This is a genomic window from Pseudomonas sp. YJ42, from assembly GCF_047225135.1.
GTDB lineage: Bacteria > Pseudomonadota > Gammaproteobacteria > Pseudomonadales > Pseudomonadaceae > Stutzerimonas > Stutzerimonas stutzeri_E.
In genome coordinates this window covers 1,203,293-1,227,049 of sequence record NZ_CP178378.1, presented here as the reverse complement: position 1 = coordinate 1,227,049, position 23,757 = coordinate 1,203,293, and the positions used below count along the sequence as shown (strand labels likewise).

Annotated in this window: 22 protein-coding genes and 1 pseudogene; 20 read left to right on the top strand and 3 right to left on the bottom strand. The window is 51.4% G+C overall.

Features of this window, described 5'->3' with window-relative positions:
- The first annotated feature begins 53 nt into the window (after positions 1-53).
- The 20 genes and pseudogenes from ACL0K2_RS05345 to ACL0K2_RS05250 all read left to right on the top strand — a co-directional run bounded on the left by ACL0K2_RS05345 (position 54) and on the right by ACL0K2_RS05250 (position 20,937).
- Positions 54-1,301: a lipopolysaccharide biosynthesis protein gene (locus ACL0K2_RS05345; RefSeq protein ID WP_413043960.1), complete on the top strand. Its 1,248-nt coding sequence runs from the start codon at positions 54-56 to the stop codon at positions 1,299-1,301.
- 11 nt (positions 1,302-1,312) lie between these two features.
- A complete protein-coding gene (locus tag ACL0K2_RS05340; protein ID WP_413043959.1) occupies positions 1,313-2,293 on the top strand; it encodes an NAD-dependent 4,6-dehydratase LegB in 981 nt (326 codons plus the stop codon).
- A 9-nt stretch (positions 2,294-2,302) separates the two neighbouring features.
- A complete protein-coding gene (locus ACL0K2_RS05335) occupies positions 2,303-3,454 on the top strand; it encodes a LegC family aminotransferase (protein ID WP_045164444.1) in 1,152 nt (383 codons plus the stop codon).
- Positions 3,451-4,605 carry a UDP-N-acetylglucosamine 2-epimerase gene (gene neuC, locus ACL0K2_RS05330; RefSeq protein ID WP_413043958.1) on the top strand — a complete coding sequence of 385 codons (1,155 nt, stop codon included), beginning with the start codon at positions 3,451-3,453 and terminating at the stop codon, positions 4,603-4,605. Before ACL0K2_RS05335 ends, neuC begins: the two co-directional genes overlap by 4 nt.
- Positions 4,606-4,608: 3 nt before the next feature.
- Positions 4,609-5,697: an N-acetylneuraminate synthase gene (gene neuB / locus ACL0K2_RS05325; protein WP_413043957.1), complete on the top strand. Its 1,089-nt coding sequence runs from the start codon at positions 4,609-4,611 to the stop codon at positions 5,695-5,697.
- On the top strand, positions 5,694-6,362 hold the full coding sequence (locus tag ACL0K2_RS05320; RefSeq protein WP_413043956.1) for an acetyltransferase: 669 nt from the start codon (positions 5,694-5,696) through the stop codon (positions 6,360-6,362). The genes neuB and ACL0K2_RS05320 overlap by 4 nt, the downstream gene beginning before the upstream one ends.
- A gap of 20 nt (positions 6,363-6,382) precedes the next feature.
- Complete coding sequence (locus ACL0K2_RS05315) at positions 6,383-7,429, top strand: nucleotidyltransferase family protein (protein WP_413043955.1); 1,047 nt, start codon at positions 6,383-6,385, stop codon at positions 7,427-7,429.
- Positions 7,426-8,439, top strand: coding sequence for a Gfo/Idh/MocA family protein (locus tag ACL0K2_RS05310; protein ID WP_413043954.1), 1,014 nt, complete (start codon positions 7,426-7,428; stop codon positions 8,437-8,439). The genes ACL0K2_RS05315 and ACL0K2_RS05310 overlap by 4 nt, the downstream gene beginning before the upstream one ends.
- Entirely contained in the window at positions 8,436-9,122 is a 687-nt protein-coding gene (locus tag ACL0K2_RS05305) for a cytidylyltransferase domain-containing protein (RefSeq protein WP_045164439.1), read from the top strand. Before ACL0K2_RS05310 ends, ACL0K2_RS05305 begins: the two co-directional genes overlap by 4 nt.
- Positions 9,119-9,886 (top strand): oxidoreductase, encoded by a 768-nt coding sequence (locus ACL0K2_RS05300; RefSeq protein WP_230623735.1) that lies wholly within the window; start codon positions 9,119-9,121, stop codon positions 9,884-9,886. The genes ACL0K2_RS05305 and ACL0K2_RS05300 overlap by 4 nt, the downstream gene beginning before the upstream one ends.
- Before the next feature lie 44 nt (positions 9,887-9,930).
- Positions 9,931-11,178, top strand: coding sequence for a hypothetical protein (locus ACL0K2_RS05295; protein WP_155397686.1), 1,248 nt, complete (start codon positions 9,931-9,933; stop codon positions 11,176-11,178).
- A complete protein-coding gene (locus ACL0K2_RS05290) occupies positions 11,175-12,284 on the top strand; it encodes an acyltransferase family protein (RefSeq protein ID WP_413043953.1) in 1,110 nt (369 codons plus the stop codon). Before ACL0K2_RS05295 ends, ACL0K2_RS05290 begins: the two co-directional genes overlap by 4 nt.
- A gap of 32 nt (positions 12,285-12,316) precedes the next feature.
- On the top strand, positions 12,317-13,882 hold the full coding sequence (locus ACL0K2_RS05285) for a hypothetical protein (protein ID WP_155397655.1): 1,566 nt from the start codon (positions 12,317-12,319) through the stop codon (positions 13,880-13,882).
- Positions 13,882-14,694 carry a glycosyltransferase family 2 protein gene (locus tag ACL0K2_RS05280; RefSeq protein ID WP_045162953.1) on the top strand — a complete coding sequence of 271 codons (813 nt, stop codon included), beginning with the start codon at positions 13,882-13,884 and terminating at the stop codon, positions 14,692-14,694. Before ACL0K2_RS05285 ends, ACL0K2_RS05280 begins: the two co-directional genes overlap by 1 nt.
- Positions 14,691-15,641, top strand: a complete 951-nt coding sequence (locus ACL0K2_RS05275) for a UDP-glucuronic acid decarboxylase family protein (protein WP_045162952.1) — start codon at positions 14,691-14,693, stop codon at positions 15,639-15,641. The genes ACL0K2_RS05280 and ACL0K2_RS05275 overlap by 4 nt, the downstream gene beginning before the upstream one ends.
- 7 nt (positions 15,642-15,648) lie before the next feature.
- Positions 15,649-16,983 carry a UDP-glucose dehydrogenase family protein gene (locus ACL0K2_RS05270; RefSeq protein WP_045162951.1) on the top strand — a complete coding sequence of 445 codons (1,335 nt, stop codon included), beginning with the start codon at positions 15,649-15,651 and terminating at the stop codon, positions 16,981-16,983.
- A 5-nt stretch (positions 16,984-16,988) separates the two neighbouring features.
- Positions 16,989-17,939, top strand: a complete 951-nt coding sequence (locus ACL0K2_RS05265; protein ID WP_080890634.1) for an NAD-dependent epimerase/dehydratase family protein — start codon at positions 16,989-16,991, stop codon at positions 17,937-17,939.
- A gap of 74 nt (positions 17,940-18,013) precedes the next feature.
- Positions 18,014-18,243, top strand: a pseudogene (locus ACL0K2_RS05260) (hypothetical protein); the annotation flags it as partial.
- A gap of 19 nt (positions 18,244-18,262) precedes the next feature.
- Entirely contained in the window at positions 18,263-18,817 is a 555-nt protein-coding gene (locus ACL0K2_RS05255; protein WP_045162949.1) for a sugar transferase, read from the top strand.
- Between the two features lie 116 nt (positions 18,818-18,933).
- Complete coding sequence (locus tag ACL0K2_RS05250; protein WP_155397654.1) at positions 18,934-20,937, top strand: polysaccharide biosynthesis protein; 2,004 nt, start codon at positions 18,934-18,936, stop codon at positions 20,935-20,937.
- Positions 20,938-21,460: 523 nt separating this feature from the next.
- On the opposite strand, the gene ACL0K2_RS05245 is transcribed toward ACL0K2_RS05250, so the two are convergent.
- The 3 genes from ACL0K2_RS05245 to ACL0K2_RS05235 are packed head-to-tail and all read right to left on the bottom strand — an operon-like array spanning position 21,461 to position 23,183.
- Complete coding sequence (locus tag ACL0K2_RS05245) at positions 21,461-21,778, bottom strand: nucleotidyltransferase domain-containing protein (RefSeq protein ID WP_413043952.1); 318 nt, start codon at positions 21,776-21,778, stop codon at positions 21,461-21,463.
- A complete protein-coding gene (locus tag ACL0K2_RS05240; protein WP_413043951.1) occupies positions 21,775-22,197 on the bottom strand; it encodes a nucleotidyltransferase substrate binding protein in 423 nt (140 codons plus the stop codon). The genes ACL0K2_RS05245 and ACL0K2_RS05240 overlap by 4 nt, the downstream gene beginning before the upstream one ends.
- Positions 22,198-22,247: 50 nt before the next feature.
- Positions 22,248-23,183: a hydroxymethylglutaryl-CoA lyase gene (locus ACL0K2_RS05235; protein ID WP_413043950.1), complete on the bottom strand. Its 936-nt coding sequence runs from the start codon at positions 23,181-23,183 to the stop codon at positions 22,248-22,250.
- Positions 23,184-23,757 lie beyond the last annotated feature (574 nt).

Here is a 23,757-nt window from a genome sequence, read left to right as displayed (position 1 = left end):
GCCTATGTTTTTGTGCCGCATTAATGATCGTTTGACCGCCGAATGCTCTGCTAATGAATGAGCTTATTTCAAGGCTGATAAATGTTTCGCTTCGGGGTGGAACACTTGCCTGTAAGTTCTTGCTGATTTTCTTTCTGGCTAAGTTTCTGTCACCAGAAGAGGTGGGCCTCTTTGGGTTGGTTGTTGCAAGCATTGGTTACTCGTTTTTTTTAATTGGTTTCGAGTTTTATACATATTCGAGTCGCGATTTACTTGGTGTCGGTAAGGAAAGTTGGTTGCCTATAATTAGGGATCAGTGGGTGTTTTTCGCGATCAGTTATGCTTTGTTTTTGCCGTTGCTGCTTTTCGCCTTTGGTGCATACTTCTCGTCTTTGAAGTATGTCGGATGGTTCTTGGTGTTGTTGTTATTTGAGCATACGGCGCAAGAGCTAAATCGTTTGCTTGTTGTGATGTCTGAGCAGTTTTTAGCCAGCTTGGTTTTGTTTTTAAGGAGTGGGGTCTGGGCTATTGTTGCTGTTTTGTTGATGGGGTACGTACAGGAGGCGCGTAATCTAGACTTTGTGTTTCTGGCTTGGTCTATAGGCGCAGGTGCTGCATGCGCATTAGGAGTTGCAAGGGTACTTAAACTAGATAAAAGTACATGGAATAGAAAATGTGATTGGCGCTGGATTTTACGCGGAGTTAAGATCGCTTTCCCGCTGTTGATAGCAAGCCTTGCAATTCGCGGCTTGTTTACCTTCGATCGTTACTGGATCGAAAGTGCTGTTGGGCTAGATGTCCTGGGTGCCTACGTTTTATTTGTTGGGGTTGCGTTTTCTATCGTGTCCTTTCTTGATGCAGGTGTGATTGCTTTCTTATACCCTAAAGTTGTTGCTGCCGCGAAAGAGAACGATGAGAAGAAATTCAAAAAGAATATGAAAGAGCTTGCTGTCACGTTGGTGTTGGCTACAGTTACGATGGCTGCTTTTGCGCTGTTTTTTAGTCCTTTTGTACTTAGTTGGATTGGAAAGGAAATTTATTTAGACAATCTCTATCTGCTGCAATGGCTGCTTTTGGCTGTTATTATTTATGCAGCTAGCATGGCTCCTCATGTTGGCTTGTATGCAAAACACCACGATAAGGCTATTTTATATAGCCAAGTTCTTGGCTTTCTAGTTTTTCTTATCGGATGTTTTTTAGGTGTTCCAATGTTCGGTGCGATTGCTGTGGTATGGGCAATGTGCGTGTCGTTTTTAGTGATACTTGTTTGGAAAGTTGCCGTGTATCAGAAAGTGTGCGGATTTTCTAGTGTTTCAGAATAGGAGGATGGTTGATGAGTAAAGTGCTGGTTACTGGGGCTGATGGTTTTATTGGTTCGCATCTTACAGAGTTGCTTGTGCGCGAAGGGTATCAAGTCAAGGCTCTATCTCAATATAATTCCTTTAACTATTGGGGTTGGCTTGAAGATATTGACTGTCTCGCCGATGTCGAGGTAGTGAGTGGTGATGTGCGAGATCCGCATTATTGCAAGCACATCACAAAAGACGTTGATGCTGTATTTCATTTGGCTGCGTTGATTGCAATACCTTATTCATATGTGGCGCCTGATAGCTATGTTGATACTAACGTGAAGGGAACGTTAAATATTTGCCAGGCGGCTTTAGAAAACGGCGTGCAGCGCGTTATTCATACTTCTACCAGCGAAGTTTATGGTACGGCTCAGTACGTTCCAATAGATGAGAAGCATCCGTTACAAGCTCAGTCGCCATATAGTGCATCTAAGATTGGTGCTGACTCTATGGCGATGAGCTTCTTTAATGCGTTTGATTTGCCTTTGACTATCGCACGGCCTTTTAATACTTATGGTCCGCGGCAATCGGCGAGGGCGGTGATACCGACTATCATCACTCAAATCGCTAGCGGCAAAAAGGAGATCAAGTTGGGCGATGTGTCTCCTACCCGCGATTTCAATTACGTTGCTGACACCTGTCGTGGCTTTTTAGAGTTGGCTCGCTGCGATAAGGCCATAGGAGAATCTGTTAACATTGGCTCCAACTATGAGATCTCGGTAGGAGATACTCTTAATCTGATCCGTGAGCTCATGGGTAGTGATGTTGAGTTTTTGACTGATGATCAGCGCATTCGCCCGGAAAAGTCGGAGGTTTTCCGTCTCTGGTGCGATAATACCAAGATAAACGGACTTACTGGCTTCACTCCGAAATACTCTATAAAGCAGGGGTTGCAGGAAACGATTGATTGGTTGTCCCGGCCAGAGAATTTGGCTAAATATAAAGCCGACATCTACAACGTCTGAGATCAAGCCATGTTCGACTCCCTTATTAAGTTTGTGCGGGATCAATACCAAACAAATGATTTCATCCCACTTCATGCCCCTGTGTTCTCCGGGCACGAGCGTGATTATGTGGTGGAAACCATTGAGTCGACTTTTGTTTCGAGCGTGGGCGCTTTCGTCGATCGCTTTGAGCGGGATATGGCTGCGTACACCAGTAGCCCAAAAGCGGTCGCGACGGTCAACGGTACTGCCGCCTTGCATGCCGCTCTGATGCTTGCTGGAGTCCAGCCTGGCGATCTAGTTTTAACCCAGCCGTTGACCTTTGTGGCAACGTGCAATGCCATTGCATATTGCGGCGCTGCTCCGGTCTTTATCGATGTTGACCGGCATACCCTCGGACTCTCTCCTACAGCGCTTGAGAAGTGGCTGGATGAATACGCATATATAGACTCGGACGGTATATGCAGGCTTAAACTAGATGAGAGAGTGCTGAGGGCCTGCTTGCCCATGCATACCTTCGGACATCCAGTCGAAATAGAATATCTCGTTGCTGTATGTAAGCGCTGGAACTTGGTTCTTATCGAAGATGCCGCCGAGTCGCTAGGAAGTATTTACAAAGGCCGGCACACAGGCACGTTCGGTCGTTTAGGTATCTTGAGCTTTAATGGCAATAAGATTATCACCACCGGTGGTGGAGGTATGATCTTGGCTGATGAAGAGTTGGGCGCGCGCGCTAAGCATCTAACAACTACAGCCAAGAAGCCACACCCATATGAATATGTCCATGATGAAGTTGGATATAATTATCGTCTACCTAATATAAATGCGGCGCTCGGGTGTGCGCAGCTGGAGCAATTGGAGGACTTCATCGCTTGCAAGCGAGAGCTGGCAAACCGCTATGCAGAGGTGCTAGAAGGGAGCGAACTGCAGTTCTTTAAAGAGCCCGAAGGCTGTCGCTCCAATTACTGGCTCAACGCTGTTATTTGCGAAAGCCCTGCACGACGCGACGTGCTATTAAAGTCTACCAATGACAGCGGTGTGATGACGCGGCCGATCTGGAAGTTGATGAACCGTCTGCCTCTGTATGTTAACTGCCTGCGAGGCGACTTGACGAATGCTGAATGGCTGGAGGCTCGGGTTGTCAACGTACCAAGCAGCGTCCTGCCGGGGTGGAAGGCGTGAAAAGCAAGGTCGCAGTCTTCACCGGTACGAGAGCCGAGTACGGCTTGCTCTATTGGTTGATGAAGGATATCCAGGCTAATGCTCAGCTGGAGTTGCAGGTCATCGTAAGTGGCATGCACCTTTCGCCTGAATTTGGTGAAACCTGGAGGCAGATTGAGCAGGACGGTTTCAGCGTCGATTCCAAGGTAGAAATGCTCCTGTCTTCAGATACGTCGGTTGGAGTAGTCAAGTCCATAGGACTGGGAACTTTAGGATTCGCGGATGCCCTAGATCGCTTACGGCCGGATATGTTGGTAGTGCTCGGTGACCGCTTCGAGGCTTTGGCGATTGCTCAGGCCGCTCTGATCATGCGGATTCCTATCGTGCATTTGCACGGTGGTGAAATTACTGAAGGGGCTTATGACGATGCAATCCGGCATGCCATCACCAAAATGGCTCACTTGCATTTTGTCGCAGCGGAACCATATCGGCGTCGTGTCATCCAGATGGGCGAGTCGCCTGAACGAGTTTTCAACGTCGGTGCGGTTGGCCTCGACCATTTGCGTCGCAGCCCTAAAATGACCATCGAAGAACTCGGTAAAAGCCTTGGCTTTGCGCTCCGCTCGCCTTACCTGTTGGTGACCTATCATCCGGTCACTCTATCGGACGAGAATCCGGAGCAAAGCTTCACTGCGCTTTTGCAGGCGCTGGATAAATTTCCAGATCACCAGATCATTCTGACTTATCCAAACGCAGACAACGGTGGCAGAGCCATCATTCCATTACTTGAAGCTTATGCGCAGAACCAGCCTGAGCGGGTGTTGGCGATCCCTTCGCTCGGGTTCAAACGCTATCTGAGTGCCGTCGCTATGTCGGCTGCTGTGGTGGGGAACTCCTCCAGCGGAATCATTGAGGTTCCTGCTTTCGGTATTCCTACCGTAAACATCGGTGCGCGCCAGAAAGGCCGTTTGGCCGCGGATTCTGTGCTGCATTGTGAGCCGAATACCAAGGCCGTTGAGGCTGCACTTCAGCGAGCGCTTTCCCACGAATTCGCCGAAGCCAGCAAAGAAACTGTCAATCCTTACGGCCAAGGCAATGCAGCCGAAGCCATCGTGGATGTCCTTGAGCGTTTCGACGGGACATTTAATAAGTCATTCCACAATCTGAGTTGACCCATGAAGCAGTCCGACAAAGATGCGGTTTACATCATCGCCGAAGCAGGTGTAAACCATAATGGTGAGCGTGAGCTGGCGTTCGCTCTAGTGGACGCCGCAGCGGCGGCTGGTGTCGATGCAGTCAAGTTTCAAACCTTCAATGCGGCACGTCTGGCCTCGAAGACCGCCCCTAAGGCTGCTTACCAGAAACAGAGCACGGATGAGTCTGAAAGCCAGCTGGTAATGCTCAAGAAGTTGGAATTACCCCAGGCCTGGCATGTTGATCTACAGCGCTATGCTCGGCAAAAAGGCATCGAGTTCCTTTCTACTGCATTCGATCCGGATAGCTTGATCTTTCTATCCGAGCTGGGCATGCCGTTATTCAAGGTCCCTTCTGGCGAGCTGACCAACGGCCCGCTTTTATGGCAGTTCGCACGTACTGGCAAGAGGTTGATCCTATCCACGGGCATGGCGACGCTCGCTGAGGTAGAGCAGGGTCTTGCCATAGTCGCGCATGCGCTGGCCTCAAGCCGGGAGCCTGCGGACATGAATGAAGTCTGGCGTAGTTGGAGTTGCCGAGAGGCGCGGCAACGGTTACAGGGGCATGTGACGTTGCTTCACTGTACCTCTCAATACCCCACCCCTTGGAACGAAGTTAATCTCAGGGCTATGGATACGTTGGCCCATGCCTTTGGCCTTGATGTCGGTTACTCGGATCACACGGAAGGCTGCCTGATTCCGGTTGCCGCGGTGGCTCGCGGAGCCAAAGTCATCGAAAAACACTTCACGCTTGACCGCTCGCTGCCGGGACCTGACCACAAAGCTTCGTTGGAGCCAGATGAGCTCAAACGAATGGTTTCGGATATCCGCTCTCTCGAACTGGCCCTCGGTGAGCCCTGCAAGGCCCCGCAGGCTAGCGAATGGGATACTCGTCAGGCAGCACACCAGCAAGTGGTTGCCGCTCGGGAGATAGCCGCAGGTAAAGTGTTTTCCCGGGAGGACCTAACCACCGCGCGCAGCGGGCAAGGCTTACCTCCTACTGCTCTGTGGGGGTTGGTTGGGCGGCGTTCGGCCCGTACTTATCAGGCCGGTGAGATTATCGAGCCATGAAAGCGATAATTGATAGTAGCTTACCTTTGGTCATTCTAGGTGCAGGTGGCCACGCGAAGGTATTGCTTTCATTAGCCCAAGAGTCCGGACTGAATGTGTTCGGAGTCTGTGATCCGGAACTGGCCCAGCAAGGCAGCGATCAGTGGCGGGGCGTTAGAGTCTTGGGTGGCGATGAGGCGCTTGACGCAATGGATCCCGCGTCTGTTGGGCTGATCAATGGCATCGGGCAATTGGTCGGAAGCACAGGTCGTCGCAAAATTTTTGAGCGGTTTAAAGCTAAAGGCTTTCGCTTTCCTGCGCTGGTGCATCCTGCCGCCTGGGTTGACGCCAGTGCCTCGCTGGAGGAAGGCGTGCAAGTTATGGCGGGCGCCGTGATCCAAGCCGACGCGAAAATTGGCTCTAATTCGATCATCAATACGGGAGCCAGCCTGGATCATGACTGTTATTTGGGTGAGCACGTACATGTCGCTCCAGGCGCCACTCTTTGTGGGAACGTCCGGGTCAAAGATCACGCCTTTATTGCTAGCGGCGCGACTGTGATCCAGGGGATTACGGTCGGAGAGGAATCCGTCGTTGGGGCCGGGGCCGTGTTGGTTCGCGACCTCGCCGCTCGGCTGACATTAATAGGCCCTGCGGCGCGAAACAAAGCAGCGCTCGGTGAGTAGATAACGAAGGTTTTTTAAAAATGAAGCAATGGGAATCCACACTCATCGGTCCGGAAGCTACTCTGGAAGAGGCTATCGCGACGCTTGACCGCGAAGCATTGCGTATCGTCATGGTGGTCAGTGCTGAGCGCCGCCTGCTCGGCACCTTGACTGACGGTGATGTTCGCCGCGCCTTGTTGAAGCACATGACCCTCGATGTTCCAGTTGCCGAAGTCATGTGTATCACTCCTCGTACGGCCGCGAGGGATTGGAGTAAGGAGCGGATCCTAGCAGACATGGAGAAGTACCAATTGCTCCAGTTGCCTGTAGTTGACCAAGAAGGTCGTGTCATTGGCTTGGAGACCTTGCATGATCTCCTGAACAAGCGACATCGCGATAACCCGGTATTTCTAATGGCCGGTGGTTTTGGAACACGTCTACAGCCATTGACCCATAACTGTCCGAAACCGCTGCTTAAGGTCGGGGAAAAACCTATTCTCGAGTTGATTCTTGAGAGTTTTATCAATGCAGGATTCCATCGCTTCTTCATATCAACCCACTATATGCCAGAAATGATTCGTGAACATTTCGGTGATGGTAGCCAATGGGGCGTCAGTATCCGCTATATACATGAGAAGGAACCATTGGGCACAGGCGGTGCCTTGGGTCTATTGCCTCACGATGAAATTGATCAGCCACTATTCATGATGAACGGCGACTTGCTGACTACGCTGAATTTCCAAAACCTGCTGGAATTCCACCAAGACCATAGCGGCGTAGCGACTATGTGTGTCCGCGAATATGAGCATTGTGTGCCGTATGGGGTTATTCAGAGCGAAGGCCATCGCATCTGCTCGATGGTTGAAAAACCAGTGCATCGTTTCTTTATTAATGCAGGCATTTACCTTCTTTCACCCGATTTGGTTAAAAGCGTCGCGCCGGGTGTCCGGGTCGACATGCCAACCCTGCTGGAGCGGGAGATTGCCAACGGCAATGATGTGAACATGTTTCCCGTGCATGAATACTGGCTGGATATTGGGCGGATGGAAGACTTCAAACGCGCTCAGCAAGAGTTCGGCAGTCTATGAGCGTCCAGCAGCTGTATCTGGTAGTTGGCAGCGGTAGCATCGCGCGCCGTCATATTGCGAATATCAAGGCGTTATTCAGCCAAGCAAGGGTCGGATGCGTGTCTGCGTCGGGCCGGGCGCTAAGCCCGGAAGAAGTCGGTGCCGATGTCGTCTACACAAGTCTCGAGGAAGCCCTGAATGCGGAGCCTATGCTGGCGATCGTCGCTTCACCGGCCCCCTTTCATGTGGATCAAGCCGCGGTCTTATTGCGAGCAGGTATTCCGGTTCTGATCGAAAAACCTTTGTCGGATTCGCTGGAATCTTTCGCGAGAGCGGGCGAAGTTCTGCTTGAAAATAGCGCCAAGATTGAAGTTGCTTATAACCTGCGCTTTATGCCATCGGCCATACGGCTCAAAGAGCTGCTGACTGAACAGATAGTAGGGCGCATCCACAGTGTATCGATTGAGGTCGGCCAATATCTACCTGACTGGCGGCCGGCAACCGACTACCGAAAAAATGTATCTGCCTGTAAGAAACTAGGCGGCGGTGTTTTGCTTGAGCTTAGCCATGAACTAGATTATTTGACGTGGCTGTTTGGAGAGTTCGATTCAGTCTATTGCGTTGCTTCTAACTCTGGGGCTCTTGATGTCGATGTGGAAGATAACGCTCACGCGATTTTAAGTCGTAAGGACGGTCTTGTTGCTAGTGTTCATCTGGACTTTTTGCAGCGGGCTCCGACCCGTACGTGCAAAATTGTAGGGGAGTCTGGCACGCTGGTTTGGGATCTTCTGCACAATAGTATTTGCCTTGGTACTGCCAGTGATGGCGAAGATATACTTTTCAGCGATCCGAGTTACAATCGAAATGACATGTACCTGGAAGAAGTTTCTCATTTCGTGAAAGTGGCTGCGGGTGAACTCACACCCAACGTTAGCGTCTACCAAGCCTTGGACACCTTGCGTTTAATAGAAGCCCTAAGACATTCGTCAATCACTCGACAAGTAGTGGATATCGGAGATTTCGCATCATGAGCATATACGCATTCATCTTTGCTCGTGGTGGTTCAAAAGGCTTGCCTGGAAAAAATATTAAGCCTTTGGGAGGCATCCCGCTTATAGGTCATTCCATAACCTTAGCGCAGCAAATAAGCGGTGTGAAAAAGATTTTTGTTTCTACCGATTCGGACGAAATCGCGGCCGTAGCTGAAAGCCTCTCGGTAGAAGTAATCAAAAGGCCGCATGAGCTTGCTAGCGACACTGCCTCGGAATGGTTGGCTTGGCAACATGCTATACAGTTTCTATACGCACGCGGCGAGTCATTCGAAGTGTTTCTGAGTCTGCCGACAACCAGTCCTTTGCGGGGAACGACAGATGTCGAGCAGTGTCTTGCCGCGCTAGATGAGCGCACGGATATGGTTGTCACCGTGACACCAGCTGCTCGCAGCCCGTATTTCAATATGGTTGTTCGTGACGAAGATGGTTACAGCGAAGTAGTCATACATGATGACACCATCCGGCGTCGGCAAGATGCACCGACTGTCTACGATATGACCACGGTGGCTTACGTCTCGCGTCCCGAGTTCATCCTGAAAAATTCTGGTGTATTTGCCGGCAAGGTTAAATCAGTGATCGTTCCCAAAGAGCGGGCGGTCGACATTGATGATGGGTTTGACTTCATGGTCGCGGAAGCTCTGTACAGGAAATGTCAACAGTGAACTTGAATGGTAAGACTTTTATAGTAGTAGGGGCCGCCGGGCGGCTGGGTGAGGCGATGGTTGATGCCGCCCTGGATTGCGGAGCAAATATTGTTGCCGTCGACCAGAGTAAAAAGGCGCTACAGGAAATTAAGATAAAGAAAAACGATAATAAGAATTTTTTTCCAATCGAAGGCGATATCACGCAAGCGAGTTCTATACAGCGCGTAATTGAGACCGCAGTGGAGCAGTTTGGCTCGCTGGACGGGGCGGTCAATGCGGCGTACCCACGCAATGAAAACTATGGAAGAAGTTTTTTTGACGTAACGTACGAGGATTTTTGCGAAAATGTATCTCTGCACCTGGGAGGGTATTTCTTGTTCATGCAGCAGTGTGCGAAGTATGCGCTGGTAAAGCAGGAAAAGTTTTCGCTGGTGAACATGTCTTCAATTTATGGGGTCATGGCGCCTCGCTTCGAAGTCTACGCCGGTACTTCTATGACTATGCCTGTCGAATACGCGGCGATAAAGTCTGCTTTGCAGCATCTTGGCAGCTATGTCTCAGCCTATACAAAGGGTTCGAGGTTTAGGGTTAACTGTGTAAGTCCTGGCGGGATTCTGGCAGGGCAGGACCAAGCCTTTCTGGATCGTTACAACAGTTACTGTCGCGATAAGGGAATGCTTGAACCGAACGATATTGTTGGCACAATTATATTTTTGCTTTCTGATGCCTCTGAATATGTGTGTGGGCAAAATATTATTGTTGATGACGCTTTTAGGATTTAGGTGAACTATTGTCGAATTTCTTTTATATAAAAAGAAGGGCTCTAGTGATCCCTCTTTTTTATCTTATTGTATTTCTTTCGATTGAAGCGCTTGATGTTTTATTGCCATATTCTGCGATTAGCAAAAGCACATATTCTTACAGTGTTTATTACCTCTTTAACGGTCTTATTTTTTTGGGGTTGCTAGTTTTTTCTTCAATATCTTTTCAATTTGATGAAAAACTATACATATCGAGATGGCCGGCTAAAGTTTCAATTTTTTGTTTTATTGTTTCAGTCGCTGGTGTTTCGTTAATATATTTTGATAGGGTATATCTACAGGGGGTAGATTACTCTCAAGGGGTTTCGGTTGCTAGAGAAGCATGGCGAGCTCAAGCAAGCCTTAGGCAAGGGGTTTCAAGTATCTATAGCGTTGTTGGTAATTTGTTTTTCCCTTTTGTTTTTGTTTCTTTGATATTTTCGGTGGTTTATGGGGATTATTATAAGTCGTCATTGCGGTTGTTTATATTATCTCTGATCCTTGTTCTGATGTTCTCTCTTATGACTGGAGGAAGAGAGGCTGTATTGATATTTGTTGCTGTCATGGTTTCAAGCGTCGTTTTCAGGTTGTACGTGGGTTTTGCTTGGCTTCCTAAAGGGCTCCTTATTTCTGCTGTTCTGGTCTTTGCGTTAGTGTTTTCATATTCCGTATACATCTCCCTTTCAAGAGCGGAGGGCTCCGGTTTTGAGGTTGATGATTACGCATATCTAACCGCTAATAAACTAATGGGGGGGGGCGATCCGGGTGTGTTATCGGTTATTCCTGATTCCTTGGCGCCTGTTGCTTTATATTTTGTTCATGTGAAATGGGTCTTTATTGATATTGTCTCTTGTAGCTCATGTGTTGGTATTTCCACATTTAGGCTTGCACATGCCTTGATTGCTGGCTATGCGGGAGGCGCGCTAGGAATCGGAAACGATGTTTTGAGCGTGGGTTATTATCCTAACTGGATATCGTTGAACGGGTCATTATATTATGACTTTGGATGGATAGGGTTTTTTTTCATTATTCTTCCTTACTTTTTTTCTAAAGTTTTTCTCGGGGCATTAATAGCGGTTCCGGAAAGGCGCTTCAATTTTTTTGCAGTGGTTTCGTATGTGTTCTTTATCTCTTTGGTGATTTTTTCTCCTTTTGCTTTTCTTTTAGAGATTGTTCAGTATCTTTATTTTGTTTTTCCGTTGATGATAGTGCTAGGTTTGTGTTTTATATGCTCGTTATTGGATAAACCACGTAAGGTGGGTGAGGATCAATGAAAGAGTCATTTTCTAAATTTGACTTTTACCGTGGGGTATCGGCTGTCGTAGTGGTTCTTGCTCATGCTTGTCAAGTTTTCTTATATAACATTGAGTTGGTTTCTGATTATAAATTTTATATTTCAAATCTTGCTGTCTTTGCGGTCGTTTTGTTTTTTCTGCTGAGTGGTTTCCTTGTGACAAAAAGTATAATTTCAAATCATCGCAAATATAGCCGCTTTGACTGGATTGATTATTTATCGTCCAGATTGGCAAGGATATATCCGCCATTTGTCTTTTCAATGGTTGTTGTTTTTTTTGTTTATTTGATTGTTTATTGGTTGGGGCTTCCTGGATCAGCAATTAATCCATTCAGCGAAAAAATATCGAGTTCCTTCGGTAGGGAGATATATTCTATCTCCGTTCGTGAGTATTTTTCTAGCTTCTTAATGTTGGGTGGCTTGCATAGTTTGAATGGGCCTCTCTGGTCACTTTATTATGAGTTTCAGCTGTATATTTTAGCAATGCTGCTGAGTTGTGGTTTGCTTAATAAAAAAGTCGTTCCATTAATGGCTTTTTTTGTCCTGTTTATTTTTTTGTTTTATTTGAGGATCGAATTTTTAGTATATTCTTTTATATGGTTTTTAGGCGCGAGCATTGCTATTTTTGGAGAGCGCCAGTGGTGCAGGAGGCTTCTTCTTGTTCTCGGTTCTTTGGGTTTCATATTGGTTGTGACCGTCGCAGGTTTTGGGCTACATGAAAACTATTTTTGGGGTGGAGAGTTTTGGTTTGTTGGTGTTCTATCAATGGCTATTTTGTTTTCTATAGTAATATTTTATATGGATTTTGCATTTAGCGGGATTTTTGTTCAGGTGGCGGATTTTTCATATACTCTTTATATAGTTCATTTTCCATTGATGAGCTTTACTCTATCTGTTGCAGTGTTGTCGGGGGAAGGGGATTCCCTGTGGTGGGGTGGGGCCGTAATTGGTGTTTCCCTTTCTTTTGCGATTTCGTGGGTCGCGGCCAGATACCTAGAAAGAGCTAAGTTGTTTAAGCCCCATTTTTGTTATTTGCTTAAGATGGGTGAAGGGGCTATTAGGCGCGGAGCTGTCAGGCTCTACTAGTATTGCCTAGTTTATTGGTTTGAGAGGTTTTCTTGAAAGTCGGATTTGTAAATGTCTATCCTTATCGTCCTCATGCCCATCAGACTAAGTACTTAGAAAGGTTGGCTAAACTGCTTGGCTGGGAGACGGCCGCTCTGGTTTGCGATGCCAATGCCGGACATTGTTATCTCCGAGAACTCAAGGGAACGGGGCGTTCCGAATGCGCAAAGTGCATTGTCGGTGGTCTACGGTCATTTACCTTCGACCATACAGATAGTGCTTGGCGATATTGGAATAAAAGCGCTGTATGGCCAGAGCACGAGGCTTTTGTCGAATCTAGCGCTTACACGCTGACTCGCGTTGAATCTTGGGAGCAGCGTCAATCCAAGTTGGTCGCGGACAAGAAAAAAATCTTGTTGCCAGACTCAGTAAATTTCTACCACGCCGCGTTGAAATGGATCGAGCACAGACAGCTGGATGCGGTCATTGCATTCAATGGACGGATGGATTTGACTCGTGCAGCCATCGAAGCCTGCAGGACAGCTGGTATTCCGTACGTGACTCATGAGCGGCCTCTGTTCGGGCATGGCTTGATCTTGAACAGGAATGCCAACTGCTCGTCGTTGGAAAAAATTCATAGGATCAACCAGGAGTATTCGGCGAAGCCGCTGTCAGCGAAACAGTGTGCCATCGCGGCGAAACTGGCTGCGGAACGCTTGACGGGTGGGAATCCACTTGAGTGGAAAAGATACAACATCAACGCCGCGAAGACAGAGGCTTGGCCTGGGCAATCAGTCGGGCCCCGGGTTTTGGTATGCCCGAGCAGCAAGAATGAGTTGCTGGGGCATCCCGACTGGGCTACCGAGTGGACTGACAATACGGATGCGATCGATATTGCGGTGGATAACGGCTGGTTTGGCTATGCCGACATTCTTGTGAGATTTCATCCTTCCTGGAGCGTGAAGTTCGGTCAGGTCTCGGCTCAGTTATGTGAGGAGCATTATCGACAGTGGTGCGAGTCGCGCGGTGTTGCCTATATCGAAAGTTCCAGCAAGGTCAGTACTCAGGACCTGATTCGCTTGGCGGATGTGGTAGTGCTGAACGGCAGCAATACCGTATTTGAAGCGGGAATCCTAGGCAAACCGGTGATCTGTTTGGGTCCGTCGCCTTATAGCTATTCCGGCGCTGCAACTGATGTTCTAACTATAGATGATTTTGATAAAAACAAGCTCGATCAAGTGCTCAAAATTGATCCGGCGAGGTTAATAAGCAGGACGCTTCGCTATTTCTATTCAAAAGCAGCCCGTGAACCCGTTTTTACAAACTATATCCGTTCAAAGGCGGTTACCGAATGTGCGTTTTACGAAGGCGCAGATCCACAGATGCTTGCAGGCTTGATTACCAACGGTGCGGATTTGGTAGATGATACTCAGTTTGCGGGCAGCCCGGAATTCGAGAACACCTATGTTCGTGCGTTTATGAGTGGGGATTGTGAGGCTCTGGTGGGTATGGCGTCGTCTGTTTGGACCGGAGCCGATACGGATGAGATCAGGCTATCTAGGAAGTTTCCGTATGGCCTAGTTGATCGGGTAAGGAATCTTTCCCCGAAAGGCGTGTAATGAAAAAGGGGCATGTTGTGGATTTAAATGAACATGGATTGGTGAGCATCATTACGCCGTCTTACAATGCGCAGAATCTGATCGGCCGTACGATCGAGTCGGTTCTGGCGCAGTCTTATCAAAATTGGGAGTTGATCGTTGTTGACGACTGCTCAAAAGATGGCACGCGTGATGTCGTGAGAGCTTATGCCGAACAGGATCCGCGTATCTGTTTGCTGCCCTTAGAGAAAAACAACGGAGCGCCTGCCGCGCCTCGAAATATCGGGATTAAACAAGCAAAAGGTGAGTGGGTCGCTCTCCTGGACGCCGATGATATCTGGCATCCACGCAAACTCGAGCTGCAGCTCAAAGCTATGTATCAGGCGGGTGCCAGTTTCAGCTGCACACAGATGCGTGATTTTACCGACGAGGCTGCATTGACATTCGCAGAGCCCGGTGAGGTTGTTTGTGAGCGTATTACTTTCAATAAACAGCGGTTCAAAGGTCGTATACCTACGTCGAGCGTCGTGACGCGTAAAGAGGTTTTGTCGAGTTTTCTATTTAATGAGGATATTCGTTACAAGGCAGTGGAGGATTATCACTGTTGGTTAAGAGTGCACGAGGCGCTGGGCGAGAGTATAAAGTTGAAATACCCGCTGCTTTGTTACCGAAGAGTTCAAGGCCAAATTTCTGGCTCTAAGAGGTATATGCTTGAGCGTATGTATATGGTTCATAAAGAATATCCGGGGGTGACAAGCCTTCAAGCAGCATTTTTCACGCTCACTCATGCGTTGGGCGGCTTTTATTATCGGGTATTGAGGAAAGGTCTATGAAGCGTGTCATGGTTACAGGTGGTGCAGGATTTCTAGGATCCCACTTATGTGAGCGTCTTCTCACGGACGGATATGAGGTTCTGTGTGTGGATAATTTCTATACCGGAACCAAACGTAACATTGCTCATCTAATGGGCAATCCGTACTTTGAACTAATTCGTCACGATGTAACGTTTCCTCTATACGTTGAAGTGGATGAAATTTTTAATTTGGCCTGCCCGGCATCGCCGATACATTATCAGTTTGATCCTGTACAGACACTTAAAACCAATGTCCACGGCGCGATAAACGTACTTGGATTGGCCAAGCGTACCAAGGCGAAAATTTTTCAAGCATCCACGAGCGAAGTTTACGGCGATCCAGAGGTACATCCGCAGCCGGAAGGGTATTGGGGGCGGGTTAATCCAATCGGTATTCGCTCTTGCTATGATGAAGGAAAACGTTGCGCCGAAACGCTCTTCTCCGATTATCACCGTCAACATGGACTGCGGATAAAGATTGCGCGGATTTTCAATACTTATGGTCCACGAATGCATCCCAACGATGGGCGTGTCGTTAGTAACTTCATCGTTCAGGCGCTGAAGGGCGAAGATCTTACCATTTATGGCGAAGGCCATCAGACCCGCAGTTTCTGCTATGTCGATGATCTTATCGAAGGGTTTGTGCGCTTGATGAACACAGACGATGAGGTAACTGGTCCAATCAATTTGGGGAACCCCGGCGAATTTACCATGCGCCAACTGGCCGAGCGCGTTCTCGAACTAACAGGCAGCGCTTCACGTATAGTTTTCCGGCCACTGCCGCAAGATGATCCACAGCAGCGTCAGCCCGATATTGCCCAAGCTAAGACAGTACTTAATTGGCAACCAACCATTATGCTAGATCAAGGGCTGGAGAAAACCATCCGGTACTTCGATGAGTTGCTAAAAGAAGAGAAAGCAGGCTGACGTAACTATGAAAATAACGGTTTTTGGAAGTGGTTACGTTGGTTTGGTTACGGGAGCTTGTCTGGCTGATGTTGGGCATTCGGTGATCTGCATTGATATTGATCAACAAAAGATCGACGGCCTTAATAAAGGCGTCGTGCCCATCTATGAACCTGGGTTAGAAGAACTGATTCTTAACAATTGCAAGGCCGGCCGTCTTAGCTTCTCCACCGACGCAGCTCTAGGGGTGGAACATGGCTATCTCCAATTCATAGCGGTGGGTACGCCGCCAGATGAAGATGGTAAAGCCGACTTGAAATATGTCTTGGAGGTGGCTGGTACCATTGGCCGCTACATGACAGAACCTAAAATCGTAATTGATAAGTCAACGGTGCCGGTAGGGACTGCTGATAAAGTTAGGGAGTGCGTGTCAAGTCTGCTGTCCGAGCGTGGGAAAAAACTGGAATTTGAGGTTTGCTCTAATCCCGAGTTTCTCAAGGAAGGTGCGGCGATCGAGGATTTCACAAAGGGTTCGCGCATCGTTATAGGTAGCAATTCCCCCATAGTGCGTGATGCTATGCGGCTATGCTATGGCCCTTATAACCGTAATCACGACAAATTAATGTTTATGGACGTGCGCTCGGCTGAGCTTACTAAATATGCCGCTAATGCCATGCTGGCTACCAAAATCAGCTTCATGAACGAGATGGCTAATTTGGCTGATCTGCTTGAAGCGGATATTGAACAGGTTCGTCTCGGTATCGGCGCCGACCCCCGAATCGGCTACCACTTCATCTATCCCGGTTGCGGGTACGGCGGTTCTTGCTTTCCGAAAGACGTCCAGGCCTTGGCCCGTACCGCGCAGGAGGTTGGCTATCAGGCCGATCTGCTAGAAGCGGTTGAGTCGGTTAATAAGAGGCAGAAGCAGATGCTGTTCACCAAGCTGCAGCAGGCTTTCGGGGGGAGTCTGGCTGGAAAGCGAATTGCTCTCTGGGGGCTATCGTTCAAGCCCAACACGGACGATATGCGGGATGCACCAAGCAGGACCTTCATGGAGGCGGCCTGGTCCGCTGGCGCGCTCATCCAGGCACACGATCCCCAGGCTATGGCGGAGTGCGAGCGGATTTATGGTGCTCGCGACGATCTAACGCTTTGTGCATCCAGAGAAGCTGCACTTGAGGGGGCAGATGCGTTAGTTATCTGTACGGAATGGAAGGCTTATCGGGTATGTGACTTGGGCTGGTTGCGGCAAACGCTGCGTTTCCCTGTGATTGTGGACGGACGTAATCTTTTCGATCCTGAGGAGATGGCGGCTGCCGGGCTTCTTTATCATGCGGTTGGCCGCGGTCTACGCAAGGCATAACACCAATGTCGAAGATCCTCGTTACAGGGGCAAACGGTTTTATAGGTAAGGCGTTGGTCGGGCACCTAGCGACCAACCGACGCTCTGTTCGTGCGATGACCCGCTCCCCTTTGGGTTGTTCGCACAATAAAGTCGAATGTGCTGTGGCGGATCTGAGCGATGATAAAGGACTAAATTTGGCCTGCGCTGACGTGAGCTGTGTGATTCACCTAGCGGGCCGGGCACATATCATTAAAGAGCGGGTCACCTCACCTCTTGAGGCGTTTCGCGAAGTTAATGTTAATGGCACCGTAGCGCTGATCCAGGCAGCAGCCCGCTCAGGAGTTAGCCGTTTTGTCTTTGTTAGTTCTATAGGGGTTAATGGCGACCGCACTGACGGTCGGCCGTTTTCCGAGAATTCAGTGCCTGAGCCCTGCACTGATTATGCAAGATCTAAGTACGAGGCCGAGCAGGCACTCATTAGTTGCTGCGAGCAGGCGGGCATCGAGTGGGTTATTGTTAGACCTCCTATGGTGATCGACAGTAATGCACCTGGCAATTTTGCACGATTGCTGAGGCTGGTCGATCGTGGTGTTCCGATGCCTTTTGGTCAGGACTGTAATCAGCGCAGCGTGGTTTCCCTGCACAATTTAGTGAGTCTTTTGGAGCGGTGTGCTGAACATCCGCTCGCTGCAGGCGAAGTTTTTCTGACTGCGGATGGAGACGATGTTTCGACCAGAGAGATTATTTCGAGCTTGGCCCATGGGATGGGGAGGCCCGCTCGGCTGTTTCCCGTTCCGGTCAGGACCCTCGGAGCAACCTGTAGACTGTTAGGGCGTCAACGGCTTTTCAATCAATTGTTCGGCTCGTTGCAAATCGACAGTACTAAGGTGCAGAGGGTTCTGGGCTGGATGCCAAGGGAAAGTACCCACGAGGCGCTGGTACGGATTGGTCATGACTACTGTGTTCGTTTCTAATCATTCGCCTGTTACGGAATGTTCGAACGGTTTCCTCATTAACCACATTGGCGGGGTGAGGCGGGGCTATCGCCACCGAGTTGTTGCGTGGCATGAGGCAGGCGATGGTGAACCCCCACGACCCAGTTCAGTACCGGCTGGCATGCTCCAGCTTGGTGCTACCTTGCTGGGCAAAAAAGCGATGGCTCAACGGCTGCTCGGTTCGTTGCAGGTGGATATCAGCAAGACCTGCGAGCTGCTGGACTGGAAACCGCCTTATACGGTGCAAGAAGGGCTCAGGCGTTGCTTCGAGCGATCCAATTGATCTATTACCGGGTGAGCCCGTGATTCGATTTTTCGATTTTGTATTTTCGCTGCTGGGCCTGGTGGTTGGCTTCCCGGTGTTACTTGTGCTGACGCTCATCGGGCTGTTCGATACGGGCGCGCCAATCTTTCGCCAAGTGCGTGTCGGTCGCCATCAAAAGCCGTTTACGCTGGTCAAGTTCCGCACCATGAGGGTGGATACGGCATCGGTTGCAACGCATCTGGCTAGCAGTGCGTCCATCACTCGGTTTGGTCATTTTCTGCGCAAGACGAAACTGGATGAGTTGCCCCAGTTATGGAATGTGCTGAAGGGCGATATGAGCCTGGTAGGGCCGCGGCCAGGGTTGTTCAACCAGGAAGAATTGACTGAGGAGCGTGCCAAGCGTGGCGTGTTCGATGTGCGCCCCGGGATTACCGGGCTGGCGCAGGTGAGTGAAATCGATATGTCCACGCCGGCTTTGCTGGCCGAAACGGATCAGAAGATGATACGTAGCCTGACGCTGCTCGATTACTTCAAATACATCTTTATGACCGTAGCGGGCAAGGGCGCGGGGGACCGGGTTGTGAAACGCTAACGTCGGCTGTTTTCTAACCTGTGTTGTCTAGCGTTGGGTCAGTTGAATGAATAAATGGACTGCATAGCCGAAGCGGCCGGTATTCTGGCTCTGGGAAGGGTAGCTTTGTGTTGAGATTGGCTGAAAAACTTCGTGCGCGACTGGTGCGATTACCCAGGCGCTACAAGCGTTTGATTCAAGTATCGACAGACGTGGTACTGGTCTGGGCGGCGCTTTGGCTGGCGTTTTTCGTTCGTCTTGGTGAGGCTAATTTTGTCGATCCGCTCGGTGGCCATGCCTGGCTGTTCGCAGTAGCACCGCTGATTGCCATTCCGTTCTTTATCCGGTTCGGCATGTACCGCGCCGTGATGCGCTATTTCGGTAATGACGCGCTGATGGCGATCGCCAAGGCCGTGACGCTCTCGGCGTTGCTGCTTTCCCTGGCGGTGTACTGGCGCACCGATGCACCCAAGGTCATTCCGCGTTCGATGGTGTTCAACTATTGGTGGCTGAGCCTGTTCCTGATCGGCGGGTTGCGCCTGCTGATGCGCCAGTATTTCATGGGGGACTGGTTCTCCCCGGATTCGCTGACCAAGTTCAGGGGCCGTGACGCGAGCTTGCCGAAGGTAGCGGTATACGGGGCCGGCGCTGCGGGGAATCAATTGGTAGCGGCGTTGCGCCTGGGGCGAGGCATGCGGCCGGTCGCGTTCATCGACGATGACCCCAACCTCTACAACCGGAGCATTGCTGGACTGCGGGTGTATTCGCCCAGGCATATCCAGCAGATGATCGATGAGACGGGGGCCGATGAGATTCTGCTGGCCATTCCGTCAGCCTCGCGCGCCCGGCGGCGTGAGGTGTTGGAGATGCTCGAGCATTATCCGCTGCACGTACGCAGCGTGCCGGGCTTCATGGATTTGGCCAGTGGACGGGTGAAGGTCGAGGACATCCAGGAGGTCGATATCGCGGATCTGCTCGGGCGTGATGCCGTGCCACCGCAGCAGGCGCTGTTCGAGAAGTGCATTCGTGGCAAGGTGGTCATGGTGACCGGCGCGGGCGGTTCGATTGGCTCGGAGCTGTGCCGTCAAATCCTTTCGAACAAGCCAAAAGCGTTGCTGCTGTTCGAGCACAGCGAGTTCAACCTCTACAGCATTCACATCGAGCTGGAGCGGGCAATCGAGCGGGCTTCGCTGCCGATCAAGCTGGTGCCTATCCTGGGGTCGATTCGCAATCCGGATCGTCTGTTGGATGTGATGCGCACCTGGCAGGTGGAGACGATCTACCACGCGGCGGCCTACAAGCATGTGCCCATGGTGGAGCACAACGTTGCCGAAGGTGTGCTGAATAATGTGCTGGGCACCATGAACACGGCCCAGGCGGCGGTGCAGGCGGGTGTGGCGAACTTCGTGCTGATCTCCACCGATAAGGCGGTGCGGCCCACCAACGTGATGGGCAGTACCAAGCGGGTGGCCGAGATGATCTTGCAGGCGCTGAGCCGCGAGACGGCACCGGTGCTGTTCGATGCGGATGGAGCGGTGCATCACGTCAACAAGACGCGCTTTACCATGGTGCGGTTCGGCAATGTGCTGGGTTCGTCGGGGTCGGTCATTCCGCGCTTTTATCAGCAGATCCGTAGCGGTGGACCGGTTACGGTGACCCATCCGAAGATCACCCGTTACTTCATGACCATCCCGGAGGCCGCGCAGCTTGTTATTCAGGCTGGGTCCATGGGGCAGGGCGGTGACGTGTTCGTGCTGGATATGGGGCAGCCGGTGCGCATTGCCGAACTGGCCGAAAAGCTGATCCACCTGTCTGGCTTGAGCGTGCGCTCGGAGAAGTGCCCGCACGGGGACATTGCCGTCGAGTTCACGGGCTTGCGTCCGGGGGAAAAGCTGTACGAAGAGCTGCTTATCGGCGACAACGTGAGCCCCACCGAGCACCCGATGATCATGCGGGCCGATGAGGAGTACTTCACCTGGGATGTGCTGCGCAGTGTGCTGGCCAAACTGCTCAAGGCGGTGGAGCAGGATGATTACCCGCAGGTTCGGGTACTGCTGCGCGAGGTGGTGAGCGGGTATGTGCCTGAGGGTGAGATTGTCGATTTAATCTACCAGCAGCGAAGGGTAGGGCCGACCGAGTAGTGGTTTCGGTTGGCGGGCTGCCGCCCGCATTCGCCGCGGGGGCGCGGCTCCTACAAAAAAAGCAGGTCACTGCGGGTGGTGGGCGCTTCGGTTTGCTTTGGCTTTTGAGCTTTGAGCTTTGGGCTTTTGGGCTTTTGGGCTTTTGATTCTGTGGGAGGCCCGACCTCGGGGCGAAGCTTTTGGCTCTTGGGTGGGCAGGAGGTGCGCATTTGCCGCGGGGGCGCGGCTCCTACAAAAAAAGCAGGTCACTGCGGGTGGTGGGGGCTTCGGTTTGCTTTGAGCTTTTGGGCTTTTGATTCTGTGGGAGGCCCGACCTCGGGGCGAAGCTTTTGGTTCTTGGGTGGGCAGAGGTGCGCATTCGCCGCGGGGGCGCGGCTCCTACAGTGGACTAGCGGTGGGCTGATCGGGCTTTAGGCACGACCTCCGGGCAAGGCTTTGGTTTGTTGGCGGGCTGGTCTGCATTCGCTGCGGGACAGGTTTCCAACAGCAACCCTCAGGCGAAGCGCTGGTTCGAGGGGATGCTTTAATCCGTTGCCTTATAGAACTTTTTCCCGACTCTGGCGATGTGGTCGACCAGCTGGGAATTGTCTATTTGGTAATGCAGGGACAGGTCCACCTTGTAAGGCAGAAGCAGGTCATCGATCGCCAACTCGATATCGAGTAGGTCCTGGTGTGAGAGTCCATCGCCGATGAGGGTCAAATCGATATCCGAACCAGGGCGGTAGTTTCCTTTTGCGCGTGAGCCGTAGAGGATCGCTTCGCTAACGTTGGGAAACTGCCGTAGCGCTTCTTGGACCGATTGGACATCGCTTTGGGAAAGCCCCGTATCTTCTAGAATCATGGGGCTGGCTCGGCTCGGCTGCGCATGGTTCGCTCAAGCGCTTTTAGCAGCGAATGATGCTTCATTCGGATATTGCTCAAGATGGCTTCGGCCGTTTCCTCGTTATACGTGTAAGAGGTCCGGTTACGGTCTGTCAGCATGTGCATCCAGGCGTGGCCATCTTCGATCAGTCCCTTGCTAAACGCTTCTCTGATGGTGTCACGCGAGCCCACGATGCCGTCGATTCCTTGCCAGATGAGGAAATCCGTCAGGGTGTTCCAGCCAAGCTCGTAGCAGTATTCGAAGCCTTGGATAACGCCCTGTTTTTCCAGCTTCGACAGGTCGCGCTGTTGCATCAGTTCCATTGCTTCGTCGAGTTGCCGCAGAGCCCTACTAAAGTTATGCAGGCGTTGCTGCCAGCGCACATCGAGGTTGTTCATTCGTAAGCCCTAATACGTTTACGCATGCTACAACTTCGCCGTCGATCGGCCTATTTGTCTGGCTCGTCCATCCACTTCGGCTTCGGATAGCGACGGTCGGCTTTACCGGCTTTGAGCACCGCACCTGGCACTTCATGCCCGACCAGTTCCGGCAAGCTGGCGGCACAGTGCAGTAGCCGGTCCAGCTTGACGCCAGTATTCAAGCCCATGCGTTGAAACATGTGCACCAGGTCCTCGGTGCAGATGTTGCCGCTGGCGCCGGGTGCGTAGGGGCAACCGCCGAGGCCACCGAGGGAGGCGTCGAAGCGGTCGATGCCGGCGTTCAGTGCGGCCAATGCATTGGCCAGGCCCATGCCCCGGGTGTTGTGGAAGTGCGCGGTGAACACCGCCTCGGGCCATTGCCTCACCGCTTCGCGGCAGATGCGCTCGACCTGCGCCGGGTCCGCCATGCCGGTGGTGTCGCAAAGGGTGACGCCTTGAACGCCGATATCCAGCAGGCGTTGCACCAGTTCATACACGCGTGGTTCGGGGATTTCACCTTCGAATGGGCAGCCGAAGGTGGTCGATAGCGAGGCGTTGATGAACACGCCGCTGCCTCGAGTAGCCTCGATGATCTCGCGGAACTGCACCAGTGATTGCTCGGGAGTCATCCGAAGGTTGGCCATGCCATGGGTGTCGCTCGCGGACATCACCAGGTTGATCTCGTCTACCTCGCAGGCGAGGGCGCGCTCGCAGCCCCTGACGTTGGGGACCAGTACGGTGTATTCGACATCTGATACTCGACGAATGCCGCGCATCACCTCTTCAGCGTCGCGCAGGTTCGGAATGGCCTTGGGCGAGGTAAAGGAGGTGACTTCGATTTTTGCCAGCCCGGTTTCGGAGAGGCGATCGATCAGGGCGATCTTGTCTTCGGTGGGGATGAAGTTGGGTTCGATTTGGAAGCCATCGCGGGTCGCGACGTCTTGAATGTAGAGGCGTTTTGTCATGGATATCTCCATTCGATGGCGGCCGCTGCGTTGTTGTTCGTGAAGGCCTTCGTAAAAGCCCAAAAGCTTCGCCCCGAGGTCGGGCCTCCCACATGGAAAAGGCCCAGAGCTGTTCCCACCACAGAGCCAAGGTCCCACTCGCATTGCTGCTTTTTAGCGGACGGCGCGCCCCGCGGTGAATGCGGGTTTCCTACCCACCCAAGAGCCAAAAGCTTCGTCCCGGGGGCGGGCCTTCCACAGGAAATGCAAAAGCTTCGTCCCGGGTCGGGCCTCCCACAGGAAGCCGGAAAACTTGCTCCAGTGCGGGTCATCTATAGGGAGGCCAAGTCACTCCTTGCACTGCTGCTGCAGGAGGCGCGACCTCGCGCCGAATGCGAGCGTACTGCCCGTTTAAGCACAAGCTTCGCCCCAGGTCGGGGCTCCCACAGAAGAGCCAGAAGCTTCGTTGCAAGGTTTTCGGTTCCACGGAAGAGCCAAAGCATTACTCGCACTGCTGTTGTAGGAGGCGCGACCTCGCGCCGAATGCGGGCGTACTGCCCGTTTAAGCAAAAGCTTCGCCCCGGGTCGGGGCTCC